The following is a 13,229-nucleotide window of genomic DNA, read 5'->3' as shown; positions in this document are numbered from 1 at the left end:
AACTCGTGTTACTTGAATACCTCTATAGGTTTTTTAAAGCCTTCTTGATGATTGACTCCACAGAAGCGTCTGGGTCTTCTTTGACAATCTTTTCCACCACTCTTTCTGAAGATTTTCGTAAAAATCCCAAAACTTCCAAAGCTGATAACGCCTCATCTCGATTTGTATTGCTTTGCGACATAGAAACTTCATCTAAATCATACAATTTTAATACCTTATCTTTCAAATCCAGTATTACTCTTTGCGCAGTTTTACTCCCTATCCCTTTTATAGATTGAATGGTTACCACATCACCAGATGCTATTGCATTAGTAATTTGTTTTGGGTCTAATGACGAAAGCATTGTTCTTGCTATGCTTGCCCCTATTCCAGAGACTGATAATAACATTTTGAAAATCTCTCTTTCCGACTTTTCCACAAAACCAAAAAGTGTATGCGCATCCTCTTTTATTTGAAGATGCGTATATACTTTTATAAAATCCGTATTCGGAAGCAAAGAATAAGTATGTAAAGAAATATTTACATGATAACCAACTCCTCCGCAATCAATAATTATTTGCGTGGGCGATTTCTCTACTAATTTTCCTTGTAAATGTGCTATCATTAATTCTTAAATATATCACCAAATATAATAAAATTAGCACATAATTTTATTATATTCATCAATTTAACTTCGCTTATAACTTATAGATTATTAAACTAAATTAAATTTGCTTTTTTCTTTCCTTTTTCCTGCGCATCAATCACAGCAATTGCTGCCATGTTAACCATTTCCTCAACACTTGCACCTAATTGAAATATGTGAACCGGTTTCCCCATTCCTAACATAATAGGTCCTATTGAGTCTACTTTATTCAATTCTTTCAATAATTTGTAGGTAATATTAGCTGATTCCAGATTAGGAAAAATCAACGTATTTACTTTCTTTCCGGCTAACTTAGAAAAAGGGAATTTTTCTTTTAACATTTCAGGATTCAATGCAAAATCTGCTTGAAGCTCACCATCAATAATCATATCAGGATGATTTTTATGTAAATAAGCAACAGCTTCTCTCACTTTTGATGCACTTTCATTTGTTGATGATCCAAAATTCGAATAGGATATCATCGCAATTACCGGCTCTACTCCAAACATTCTAGCTGTTTTTGCTGTCATAATGGCAATTTTAGCTAAATCATCTGCAGATGGATTAATGTTTATTGCGGTATCCGACAAAAACATTGGCCCACGAGCCGTCATCATCATATTTGTAGTGGCAACTAGAGAAGCGCCAGGTGCTTTTTCGATAAGCTGTAATATAGGTTTTACTACCGATGGATAACTTCTGGAATATCCCGTTACTAATGCATCCGCTTCTCCTTCATTGACCATCATGGCCGCGAAATAGTTTCTTTCACGCATTAACTTCTGAGCATCCAATAATGAAATCCCTCTTCTTTGTCTGGATGTCCAATACGTTGTAGCAAACTTGTTTCTTCTAGCTTCCTCTTCTTTAATTTTTGGATCTATAATCTGAACATCAGCATAAAAGCCTAGTTCTTCTTTTAATTCTAAAATAGTTTCTTTGTTTCCCAATAAAATTGGAAAACCGATACCTTCTTCTAATACAATTTGTGCTGCTTTAAGGACATCTAAATGGTCCGCCTCAGCAAAAACAATTTTTTTAGGATCCATTTTAGCTCTATTAGCGATCAATCGAACCATTTTATTATCATTCCCTAAACGATCTAAAAGCTCTTCTTCATACTTTGCCCAATCGGTTATAGGGTTTAATGCTACTCCGGAATCCATAGCTGCTTTTGCAACAGCTGGTGCAACAACAGTTATCAACCTAGGATCGAACGGAGAAGGAATAATATATTCTTTTCCAAAAACCAACTTAGTAGCTCCGTAAGCAATATTCACTTGTTCCGGAACCGATTCTTTTGCTAATGCAGCAAGCGCTCTTACAGCCGCCATTTTCATCTCCTCATTTATTTTGGTAGCACGAACATCTAATGCGCCTCTAAAAATATAGGGAAATCCAAGAACATTATTTACTTGATTAGGAAAGTCCGAACGACCTGTTGCCATTATAATATCTTTACGTGTGGCAACAGCAAGGTTATAATCTATTTCGGGATCTGGATTTGCCATCGCAAAAACGATAGGATTCTCGGCCATTCCAAGCAACATTTTTGGAGTCATGATATCCCCTGATGACAATCCTAAAAAAAGATCTGCACCCACTAATGCTTCCTCAAGACTTATCGATTTTATATCTTGGGCGTATTTTTGTTGTAAAACAGATAGTGACGGATTGTCTTTTGTCAAAACGCCTTTACTATTAAACATCAAAATATTTTCTAATTTCACACCCAATAAAACATATAAATTAGCACAAGCAAGTGCCGCAGAACCTGCTCCTGAAACGACCATTTTTACATCTTCCGCTTTTTTACCTGCTAATTCCAAAGCATTCAGCAATGCCGCCGATGATATGATGGCAGTACCGTGTTGATCATCGTGCATCACGGGAATATTTAACTCCTCCACCAATCGCCTTTCAATTTCAAAAGACTCAGGCGCTTTAATATCTTCCAGATTAATACCTCCAAAAGTTGGCGCTATATTTTTAACCGTTTGAATGAATTCTTCAATATCTTTTGTTCCAATCTCGATATCAAATACATCAATATCAGCAAAAATCTTAAACAACAATCCTTTCCCTTCCATTACTGGTTTTGATGCTTCGGGACCAATGTCACCCAATCCTAAAACTGCAGTTCCATTTGTGATTACGGCAACTAAATTTCCTTTTGCAGTATATTTATAAACGTTGTTTACATCTTTGGCAATTTCTAAACACGGCTCAGCTACACCAGGAGAATATGCCAAAGATAAATCTCTTTGTGTTGCATATTTCTTAGTGGGAACTACTTGAATTTTACCAGGAGTAGGCTTTGCGTGGTATAATAATGCTTCTCTTCTTTTGCTATTTTTGTCCATTGTTTTTAGATTTTATTCTAGCGTACAAAGATAGGGCTCTTGATTTAAAAAAAGAGGACTTTTCCCCCATTCTTTTGTATAAAAACAAGCGTATTTTGATTCCAAAAAAAAAAGCTGCACTAACGGCAGCTTTTTATAATTATAACTTTTTTGATTCTTTTTATTGTGTAATATAAGAGTTTAAATGTTGAATGGTATCTTTTTGCATCTCGATTATGGCTTTTACCACGTCACTAATAGAGATAATCCCAATTACAATTTCATTTTCCAGAACCGGCAAATGTCGAACTCTTTTTGTACTCATTAATTCCATGCAGTACTCTAAATTATCCGATGGACTTACCGTAACCACATCTGTCTCCATGATTTCATGAACAAAGGCTTTCTTTGAAGATTTTGCTTTCAAAACAATTTTTCGAGCATAATCTCTTTCAGATAAAACCCCTTTCAAAACTGTATCTTCAATGATAAGAATAGCCCCGATGTTTTTTTCGCTCATCACTGTCAATGCTTCGTATACAGTGTTAGTGGAAAGTATGGAATAAACTTCCTTTCCTTTAGTGCTTAAAATTTGATTAACTGTCATAATTGATTCATTTAGTGAATCATAAAGTTAAAAAAAATATGCATTCAAACAACAAAAAACATTTTTTTAACCTCTAAAATATATCATCGGGAGAAACCAACTCTCCTAATTTCTGTTTTAATTCTTCGTTCAAAATTTGTAATCCATATTGATAGGACGCATTCACCCAGCCAAAACCTTCCTTTGCGATGTAATCAAATTCAGTTCCTACATTTCCATATTCGGCAAAAACTTTATGGGAACTGATTTCCAAATCAAATTTTTCCGGAATCGTTCCATTATAATCCACCGCATTTTTAGTAATTAACCACAACCATCGGTAGACCATTTCTTGTGCTTTATCTAAATAATTATAGTTAATCAATCCTTCCCATAACAACATTTGGTGCGGTGCCCAACCAAATGGATAATCCCATTGTCGCTGCGGTGCCTCTTTTGGAGCATTAGCGATACTCGCCTTAGTACTTCCTGTAATTCCACCTGCTTTTACAAATTGTGGCAAGGCTACTTCTACTAATTTTTTAGCCTGATTTTCATCACACAACCCAGCCCACAAAGGAAAAAATGTTGTTGCAGCTTCAAACGGAAATTGCTCATGATTTACAAAATCATAATCAAAATACATGCTTGACGCTTCGTTCCAGCACAATTGGTTCATTTTATCTTTACGGAAAAGCGCTTTTTGCTCCCATTCCTCCGAAGTATGAGCTACATCACCAACTTGGAAAGTGTTCCCGAAATAGGTAGCAATTAGGTAAGCGACATCTTTCTCGTATTTATAAAGAAAACTGTTTACATCTACTGAATTCAAATTGGCACACGTATTAATGAGTCGGTTTGTGGTGTCGTGTCCACTTTCTCTCATGCTTCTATCGTGAACAAAATATTCATCCAGTTCCGCATCCACGAGCGTTCTTTGTAAATATTGCTTTTCAAATTCTCGAATAGGCAGCTTGTGTTTTTTAGCATACGGTTCTAAAACATCATCAAAATGTCCCGGCTCCACTTCAAAGGGCATTCCAATTCCATCGGCTTTATATCTATTTAAACCTGTTGGAGTTAATCGGTTTCCTTGAACCATCCAAACCGTATTGTATTCCAAAATGACCGTTTCCAAATGACTTCTTAACCAGTCTAAACTTGGCATTTTCTTTTTGACAATTTCGATTAGCAAAGAAGAATATAACGGTGGTTGCGTTCTTGTCAAATAATAACTTCTATTCGCATTTAGAATTTTTCCGTAATGTATAATTTGGTATTTAAAATTTTCAGCAATCGCAATTGCTTTGTCTACCTGACCATCTATTAACAAGCCAACACCAATAAAATAGCTGTCCCAACCATACATTTCGTTAAATCTTCCGCCGGGAACTACAAAAGGAACGCCTTGCAGACTGTAAATTTTTTGTTCCAAAGCCAAAGCCAGAATTCCTGGTTTCTCATTTAAAGTTTCCACATATTCCACCGAATAATTTTCAGGCAGAATTTCAACTTTAAAATTTGGCAATTCTTTTTCTAATGCCTGAAAGTAAGCAACTCCCTGTTTATCTTTGGCAGCAACATAAAGTGTTGCCACATCACTGGACGTTTTTTCGTCTTCAATAATTTGTGTCAAGCCTTTTTTATCAATGGTACGAGTGAGTTCCTCCCAATAATCATCCTTGATTTTTCTTGAAATTCGTTGTACTGGATTCTCTTGAATGCGACTCAAATCAACTTCACCCATTCCTGAATTTGTGTCCTTAAGTTGGGCTAATTCCTGTAATAAATTTGACAAATGATACGTCCCGACAATCGCCTCCTGTTGTTTGGTAGTTTCGTCAACCAAAACAAATTTTTTAGGGCCATTATCATCTTTAGTGATTTTTTTGTCCCGATCAGTATCCTCTTGAAGTAATAGTTCCTGGAATACTTTGTCTATGTTGAGTAAGAATTTCATTGTTTAGCAGTAAGTTTTTTTAAAATAAAGAAAGAAACAAGCAATAACGACATTGGTATTAAAGTATAATAAAATGCATTTTCCGGCCCTTCGTTTTTAAATAAATAACCAATAACTCTGGAGCCCAAAGTTCCACCAAGTGCAGAAAAAACCACAATTAAACCGGTCATTGAACTGTGCAGTTTTTTAGGCAAAGCACTTAAAACCACTGAATTTAAAAGTGGATAAATAGGTGCAATAAAAAGTCCTACTAATGGAAATGCAAATCCTATCAAAGGAATATCACCAAGCGAATTGATTTCTTTGACCTCCAATCCAACTGTTTTAGGAAGTACAAAAATTACAATAAGCATAGCCGCTACGATACAAAAACTGAGTACCCAAATCCAATTGACTCTTTTAGTAATTACACCCGCTAAAAGTCGTCCTACAGCTAATGAAATAGCCAAAATACTTGCCATCATGATACTGATATTCTCTGGAAGATGTAACACTTTACTATTAAAAGTAGGCAGCCAAGACATGATTCCCTGCTCAATCATTACAAACAAGAACGCACTGATTACAAAAACTATGGTTAACAGTTTCGCAAATAATTTGAACATTTCTTTAAAATCATCTACTAAATCAACACCCGGAATTTCGGTTTGATTTTCGAATTTGGTAAAAAATAAAAACCCAAATGACACTAATGAAATCCCAGCCAATAACCAATAAACGTTCAACCAAGCATCTGGATTTGCATCTGAATTAAAAGCTGGAAACAGGAAATACGCTAATGCAATTCCTATCATAAACACGCCTTCAATACTACTCATCAAACTATTGTGTTCTTGTTGATTTTCTGTTATTGTTCCAATAAGTGAATACACCGATACTTTTATCAACGCAAACGAAACACCAACGGTAGCAAAAAGTAATTTTGCAGTTCCAAAAGAATTTCCAAAATACATACTAACGCAAGCTACTGAAACCAAAGCCAAACCAATAAGCATCGCTCTCTTATATCCTATCCTGGGCAAAAAAGAAGCGATTAAAAACGAAACTATGGCGATGGGTAAATCCTTGAAAGCCTCTAGAACGCTGGCTTGCAATTCATCTACACCATAATTTTTTTGTGCCTTTAGTATCACAATCCCAACGCTGTTCAGCAGAATCGCAAATACAAAGTAATTGAGATACATGGCAATTTTAACCGTACTTTTTTTCATCTTTATTTCTTAATTAATTGTATAATTATTGTATTCAATCCCTCGAGGTATGACAATCTTTATTTTCATATTTTGATAAGATATCAAAATTAAAAACTCATCGTACTTCTCAGACCATTTTCAGTATGCTCAATTGTAAATCCATTGGTTTGAAGGTTTGCCTTTAGGTGCGAAACTGTAGTACCATTTACCCATTTGATATCTATAATTACATCTACAGTATCATTGATTTCTACGTGACCTGAAAACGCATTCGAAGTATTCCTTAACCGAATAATGTCTAGCTGTTTATTAACAACTCCTGTTTTCAACCCCCGCTCAATATCAGGCATTGTCAATGTGGTGCGATTAATTTCTTTATGTCCTGCACCACCTCCATTATCTGCTGCTTCATAATTATTTTTACCGGCAAAAATATCTAAATACCAAACCTGTGGAATACCAGGCATAAACATTTGAATGGCTCTTGCTAGAAGTAACTTTTGTTCGTTTTCACCTAATGCACTAAAAAATGTAGCATTTATTTGATAATAAGAAATTTTATTCCCTGATGGATCGTAAAGATTTTTTACACGACCACCCCGTTCCATGATTTTATTCATGATACCCTCTATGTCAGCATCTTTTAACAATCCTTCATTATAAACACCATTTACCTCCTTGCCTTTCAAGTCCAAAACAGGTATTCCGTCATGGCAACCAAGCATATTTACTGTTTTATATCCTTTAGCAATAATTTCCTTAGCCCAACTTAATAAAGCTTTACTGGTTTTATTTTCGATGGTATGTATCGTTAAACCAGGTAAGAAAAAGTCATAGATATGATATCCTTCATTGGCTACCTCATCATGTAAATGCAAACCATATTCTGCGTGTATTTCTGGCAATAACATCAAATTATTTTGTTCTGCTATTTTCTTAATACGCTCTAAATATTCCCAAGTTCCCGGTTTATTAAAAAAATTAGATTCCCCTACTTGTTTATGCAAATAGGCAAAAGCGTCTAAGCGAAGGATATTACAACCATAACCGTTTAATTTCTTTAGAGTCTCCTCATAAAAATCCCATACTAAAGGCGATGCAGCATTGACATCCATTTGTCCTAAATAGGAACGCTTTTGTTCTAGGATTTGTAAAATTTCTGATTTCAAAGGAGTACAATCTTCAAAATCAACGGTCTTGAAATCTTGATTGTCATTAATTGCGGCATTAATTACGGCAACAATAAACTGACTTTTCTCTTCCGTTAAACCTTTTAGATTTTGTAAATCAACTACAGCAATTGGATTGTAGGTTATTTGTTGATAAAAAGTATTCCAATAAGGCTGTTCTGTACCATCCGGAAAACGTACTTTCAAGATGGGCAAACCTAACTTTCTCATGAACAATTTATTGAGAAACTCTGGTTCTGGAATTATAATTCCATCTTCATTCATTACCCCGTTTCCCTCCCAGAATTCATTCCAATTTATAAAAAAATCTTTAAATTTTGATTCATTACCGTATTGTAGCATGTCTTTAAACTGAGGGGAAGCTACAGAAAGATGATTTAATACGATATCAAACTTTAATTTTATATTAAGCTCTTTTAAATCGAGCAAATCTTTTGTGTCAACTAAATCCTTATTGATATCATAATCGATAATAGAAAACCCTCTATCTAAATCGCTATTGAAAAAAGTGGGCAAAACATACAATAAAGAAAAAACATCTTTAAATTCAGTCCTTTTAAGCATGCCTACAGCGTCAGTTAATTTTTCTCCAATACTATCCGGATAAATATTAAGCATAACACCATTACTGATTTTTTTATTATTTTGTAGCATCATATTTTATAAAAGTTTAGAAAGGATATTGATGTTATCCGGCAATCGTCCAACATTTTGCAATTTTAAAGCCGCTAATTTTAAAGCGATGTCCAAACATTCATTAATTGATTTTTCCTTAATGTAAGCGAATAAAAATCCGGACCAAAAAGCATCACCTGCTCCAGTGGAGTCCATAACTTTGTCAATTTTTATTGCTGGCATTTCTATAATATCTTTTCCTTTTTGAGATAATTTCACCCCTTTACTCCCTAATGTTAAGCAAACAGTATCTACTCCTTGATGGTGAAAAAACTCAAATATCTCTTCATGCGGAAGCTCCTTCTCAAAAAGACGCAGCATATCATCCTCACTAATTTTTATTAATGGATTGAACTTACAGTAGGCATTAATAACTTTAAAAGCCTTCTTTTTACTTTTCCATAGCTTTCTTGCATAGTTGACGTCAATGCTTAGCTTACATCCTAAATCGTATGCTTCTTGTGCTTTCTTTAAGATCGTTTTTTGTGCAGGATTTTTACTCAATGCGAAACAAGTAGTATGAAATATCTTAGTATTGGATAGTATTTCCCTTGAAATTTGTTCCTCATAAATACAACAATCCGCTGAACGATACGGTATGAAATCTGGCGTTCCCTGAGACCTTGAAACAAAAATTACACTAGTTGATTTATTATCTAGGACGTTAAGGTGGTTGGTATTCACTCCAACACTCGCTAATCGTTCCGAAATATAGGAGCCAAAACCATCGTTCCCTACAGTTGCAACCATTATAGTATTTAACCCTAATCGCGTTGAATTCATAGCAACGTTAGTAGGTGAGCCTCCTAAATACCTATGATAATCTCTAGTATCATTAATAAGAACATCTTCTTGATGACCAATAAAATCTACAAGTACTTCCCCAACACAAAGGATATCTATTTTATCCACATTATTATTTATTGCATTATACACTTTATTTCGTTTTTTTTATTTTTATTAATAATGTGCACATCGCAGCAATGACTAACAATACACCCGCAAAACTAATAGCTTGACGAGGATCGTTATCTAAAAAATTCTTTAAAATGTAACCAAAGGATAGGTTTTGGATAATCATTGGAATAACAATCATCATATTGATAATTCCCATATAGACTCCATAACGCTCTTTTGGAACAACAGCAACAACCATCAAATACGGAATGCCCATCATACTTGCCCAAGCAATTCCGTAACCAATAATCACAGCAAAAAACACATACTGATTTTGAACTATTGGAAACCACAAAAAAGAAACAGCTCCTAATAACAGACACACAAAATGAATCATTTTAGCACCGTGTTTTTTAGCCAATTTTGCCAAATAAAAAGCAATTGAAAATGTAACTATAAATCCAAAAGCACCGATTAATCCGTTCCATTCTACCGCTTTTTCGTAGCCCATTACATTCATTGGAGTTACATTCCATACTGACAAAGCAATACTTTTTGAATTGTTTTGCCAATAACACATCATGGCATACCACTGAAACAAATAAACCAGAAATAATTGCCACATGACCGTTGGCATTCCTAAAACTGCTTTGTAGATATCTATAAAAGGTGAAAAAACATTTAATGGTTCTGCTTTTAAAATTGCTATTTCTTCTGGTGTTGGCGGGATTTCTTTTGTTTTACTCATACTCCACCAAATAGAAGTTACAGAAAGGACCGCTCCTAAAAAGAAGGAGGCGTAAATCCAAGTTGGTAACGATCCGGTATACCCAACAAAAACAATTGGAAATAGAAATAGAGAAATATAAGCCAGAAACTGTCCGAAACCAGTAAAAAAACTTTGAGCCTGAAAACCTACGGGCTGTTGTTCTTCGTCTAACGTATCCGCAATAAAAGCGCGATACGGCTCCATAGCAGTGTTGTTACCAACATCTAGAATCCAAAGCAAACCTGCAGCCATCCATAGTGAACTACTAAATGGAAATAGAAATAAAGCGATGCTACAAATTATAGCTCCAATAAAAAAGTACGGTTTACGCCTTCCCCATCTTGGATGCCAAGTTTTATCACTCATCGCTCCAATTATGGGTTGAATCAATAAACCCGTTAAAGGCCCTGCAAGATTTAGTATCGGAATTTGATCTGGACTTGCATGTAAAAAATCATAAATAGGATTTACGGCACTTTGTTGCAAGCCAAAGCTGTATTGTATACCAAAAAAACCAACATTCATATTGATTATCTGCCAAAAACTCAATTTTACTTTTAAATTCATTCTAACTGGTTAATTTGTTAATTTTTTCTAAAATTAATTTTAATATCGCCAATTAAATACAGAATAAAAACAAAAACGTTTTCGGAAGACCCGAAAACGTTTTCGATAATTTTAAATCACCTAAAAAATTACTCTTTATTTTGGAGCAAAAGGAATGATTATTTTGGTTTCCCATTGCAACTCTTCTCCTCCATTAAATGGATTGGACAAGAAATGTTCCAAAACTTTATTTTCCAATTTAAGATTGTGTTTTTTTGCATAATCCATCAAAGCAAACCAGGCCCTGTCTGAGGTTCTGAAATTCCCATAATAAGTAGCTTTTAATCCTTTGACAACTGGTAAAGTTTTAAATTTTACAACATTATTTATAACACTATTTGTGGGCTTATCAACTGGAAAACAATAATTAAAATCGATTGTTTCTTTATCAAGATCCCAATTTATAATTTCTAAGTAAGGTCGCCCTTTTATTTTTATTTTATTTTCAAATAGAAAACCAGTAATGATAGCATCGTTTGCAATCATAGTTTGGCCTTTTTCCTGTAAAATACTTTTCAGATTAATGTACGCTACAAATGTCTCTTCTGAAACGCCTTCACCTTCAATTTTTACTTTAAAATTTTTTAAATGCTCTCCCAATCCTTTCTTGAAATCAGTTATTTTTCTGATTTGTTCCTGTTTGAACTTCGTATTAAAAAATGGCGCCGTTAGTTTATTATACAAGCTATGATTCAAATCCTTGATACCAACATTGATTTTTGTCACCGAATCATTTATATAGGTAATGTCCCAAGTGTATTCCATTTGGACATTATCTTTTTTCATTTCTTGCTTGATGAAATCAAAATTTCTCTTTTCTAAAACTACATACTTTTCAGATTCCTTTAAAGCCTGAGCATTTGACCATTCCTGAATTCCTTGAAAAACAGTCCCTGTAGCTGCATTTACTTTAAACGAAATAGAATAATCTGCTTCCTTTATAAAGAGATACCAAATTAAAAACAATGAAAAGAAAACACTAAAACCAATTATAATTTTTTTTCTAACAGTCATTATTTTTTAATCATCTTTAATTTATTATTGATATAACCTCCAATATTATTGCCTTGTGCAACACCATTTTCAATTGCGGCTCTGTAGTGAATCCCTCCGTAAAGTCTACTAATTGAAGCTTCTGCGGCAGCTTGTTTAAATGATTTAAAAGGTCTTTTAGGCAACCCAAAAGAAACTTCTGAATCATCAATATAACTAAAATTATCCCCAAAAATAGAGGTTAGAATAATTGCTGAACACGAAGAAACAACAGAATGTCCGCTTACATATTCCGGAAAAGGTGGTGTTTGTAATTGTGGTCTCCAGTTTTCATCTATATTTTGATTAATATACGTTTCAGGACGCACAACATTACTTCTGTACTTCTCCTCCCAGCAACTGATAAAACTCTCAAAAATTCCAATTGATGTTTTAGTATAAGCAAAAACCGTAGTCTCAAAATCTGATTTTGATTTTTTTAAAGCTATTTTAGTAATGTTAATCCAGTGTGCATCTGGTGTATTTTTCTTTTTTGCAAACATCATATGACCTTGTATTACGGTAGCATACGGATTACAATCCCAAAAGGAAGCTATAGCCGATTCTTCAGGAATTGGTTTGCTTGAATTTTTCTCCACTTCAACTAATTTTTCAGAAATCAAATTTCCTACATCATAAGTTTCTTTTGCATCTTTATAAAAAGCAGAATTTTTATCCGTAGAAAAAGGATAAGCTGCAATGGGTTTAAATTGAGATGCCGAGTCCATAACTAAAGTCCTTATTTCGCCCCAATGCGGTTCAACACCATCCATATAAGATGGCGGAGTTGGTTGCCATCTTCCAGCTTGATCTGCATGAACTGAAAATTTAGAAAAAGTTCGAGTTTGCTTATAATTGTCTTTTCCCATCCACATTTTGATTCTGTCCACCACTTTTAAAGCGTATTCTTTAGACACATCAAATTCTTTTTGATTTTCGGAACCCCATTTTTCATACAAACTATCTCTGTATTTTTCTAGAGCTTCCTCAGAAAAAATCAATTGCTTACTCACTTCAATATGTGCAATAAGCGCTGCTAAATTTTTATTAACTCCACTTTTCGGATCTAGTTTAGGAATAGAATCTAATCCTTTCAACTGCCCTTGTAAACTTTCATATTTAGTGTTGTTTTGAGCCATAATCTCATAAGCGGCAACATTTGGATAAACATAAATCCTACTCGCAACTGGAGGCGAAAAAATATCATGGACCATAATTCCTGTTACCGTATCAACTGCCGCACAGAAATCATCTGTTGTCACTTTAATTGGAGTGTCTTTTTTACATGAAGTAAAAAAAAGTATTATAAGTCCTAAAAGATAAATTTTAGAGTTCATGTTATTTGGTTTAATTA

At 34.2% G+C, this 13,229-nt stretch carries 10 protein-coding genes; all 10 read right to left on the bottom strand.

All coding sequences use genetic code 11. The features are described from left to right. Window positions 1–22 precede the first annotated feature (22 nt). Window positions 23–604: a Holliday junction branch migration protein RuvA gene (ruvA, locus tag QLS97_RS04230; RefSeq protein WP_282714399.1), complete on the bottom strand. Its 582-nt coding sequence runs from the start codon at window positions 602–604 to the stop codon at window positions 23–25. Between the two features lie 95 nt (window positions 605–699). Beyond that, window positions 700–2,988: an NADP-dependent malic enzyme gene (locus QLS97_RS04225; RefSeq protein ID WP_282714397.1), complete on the bottom strand. Its 2,289-nt coding sequence runs from the start codon at window positions 2,986–2,988 to the stop codon at window positions 700–702. A 160-nt stretch (window positions 2,989–3,148) separates the two neighbouring features. Continuing rightward, window positions 3,149–3,574, bottom strand: a complete 426-nt coding sequence (locus tag QLS97_RS04220; protein ID WP_196852195.1) for a CBS domain-containing protein — start codon at window positions 3,572–3,574, stop codon at window positions 3,149–3,151. Window positions 3,575–3,647: 73 nt separating this feature from the next. Then, window positions 3,648–5,513, bottom strand: a complete 1,866-nt coding sequence (locus tag QLS97_RS04215; RefSeq protein WP_282714393.1) for a trehalase family glycosidase — start codon at window positions 5,511–5,513, stop codon at window positions 3,648–3,650. Beyond that, complete coding sequence (locus QLS97_RS04210; RefSeq protein ID WP_282714392.1) at window positions 5,510–6,724, bottom strand: MFS transporter; 1,215 nt, start codon at window positions 6,722–6,724, stop codon at window positions 5,510–5,512. Before QLS97_RS04210 ends, QLS97_RS04215 begins: the two co-directional genes overlap by 4 nt. A gap of 89 nt (window positions 6,725–6,813) precedes the next feature. Next, complete coding sequence (locus QLS97_RS04205) at window positions 6,814–8,553, bottom strand: alpha-amylase family protein (protein ID WP_282714391.1); 1,740 nt, start codon at window positions 8,551–8,553, stop codon at window positions 6,814–6,816. Between the two features lie 3 nt (window positions 8,554–8,556). Beyond that, window positions 8,557–9,507, bottom strand: coding sequence for a carbohydrate kinase family protein (locus tag QLS97_RS04200; RefSeq protein ID WP_282714390.1), 951 nt, complete (start codon window positions 9,505–9,507; stop codon window positions 8,557–8,559). 1 nt (window position 9,508) lies between these two features. After that, window positions 9,509–10,804 (bottom strand): MFS transporter, encoded by a 1,296-nt coding sequence (locus QLS97_RS04195; protein ID WP_282714389.1) that lies wholly within the window; start codon window positions 10,802–10,804, stop codon window positions 9,509–9,511. A gap of 135 nt (window positions 10,805–10,939) precedes the next feature. Continuing rightward, window positions 10,940–11,857, bottom strand: a complete 918-nt coding sequence (locus QLS97_RS04190) for a GyrI-like domain-containing protein (RefSeq protein WP_282714388.1) — start codon at window positions 11,855–11,857, stop codon at window positions 10,940–10,942. Further along, on the bottom strand, window positions 11,857–13,212 hold the full coding sequence (locus QLS97_RS04185; protein WP_282714387.1) for a vanadium-dependent haloperoxidase: 1,356 nt from the start codon (window positions 13,210–13,212) through the stop codon (window positions 11,857–11,859). Before QLS97_RS04185 ends, QLS97_RS04190 begins: the two co-directional genes overlap by 1 nt. Between the last annotated feature and the right edge of the window lie 17 nt (window positions 13,213–13,229).

It is taken from the genome of Flavobacterium yafengii (assembly GCF_030010375.1).
Taxonomy (GTDB): Bacteria; Bacteroidota; Bacteroidia; order Flavobacteriales; family Flavobacteriaceae; genus Flavobacterium; species Flavobacterium yafengii.
The sequence above is the reverse complement of the archived record's forward strand: the minus strand, read 5'-3'. Positions and strand labels throughout refer to the sequence as shown.

Excerpts from the sequence above, each read along its gene's own strand:
- ruvA (WP_282714399.1), bottom strand. The coding sequence starts at position 604 with ATGATAGCACATTTACAAGGAAAATTAGTAGAGAAATCGCCCACGCAA.
- QLS97_RS04210 (WP_282714392.1), bottom strand. The coding sequence starts at position 6,724 with ATGAAAAAAAGTACGGTTAAAATTGCCATGTATCTCAATTACTTTGTA.
- QLS97_RS04185 (WP_282714387.1), bottom strand. The coding sequence starts at position 13,212 with ATGAACTCTAAAATTTATCTTTTAGGACTTATAATACTTTTTTTTACT.
- QLS97_RS04195 (WP_282714389.1), bottom strand. The coding sequence starts at position 10,804 with ATGAATTTAAAAGTAAAATTGAGTTTTTGGCAGATAATCAATATGAAT.
- QLS97_RS04215 (WP_282714393.1), bottom strand. The coding sequence starts at position 5,513 with ATGAAATTCTTACTCAACATAGACAAAGTATTCCAGGAACTATTACTT.
- QLS97_RS04225 (WP_282714397.1), bottom strand. The coding sequence starts at position 2,988 with ATGGACAAAAATAGCAAAAGAAGAGAAGCATTATTATACCACGCAAAG.
- QLS97_RS04205 (WP_282714391.1), bottom strand. The coding sequence starts at position 8,553 with ATGATGCTACAAAATAATAAAAAAATCAGTAATGGTGTTATGCTTAAT.
- QLS97_RS04190 (WP_282714388.1), bottom strand. The coding sequence starts at position 11,857 with ATGACTGTTAGAAAAAAAATTATAATTGGTTTTAGTGTTTTCTTTTCA.
- QLS97_RS04220 (WP_196852195.1), bottom strand. The coding sequence starts at position 3,574 with ATGACAGTTAATCAAATTTTAAGCACTAAAGGAAAGGAAGTTTATTCC.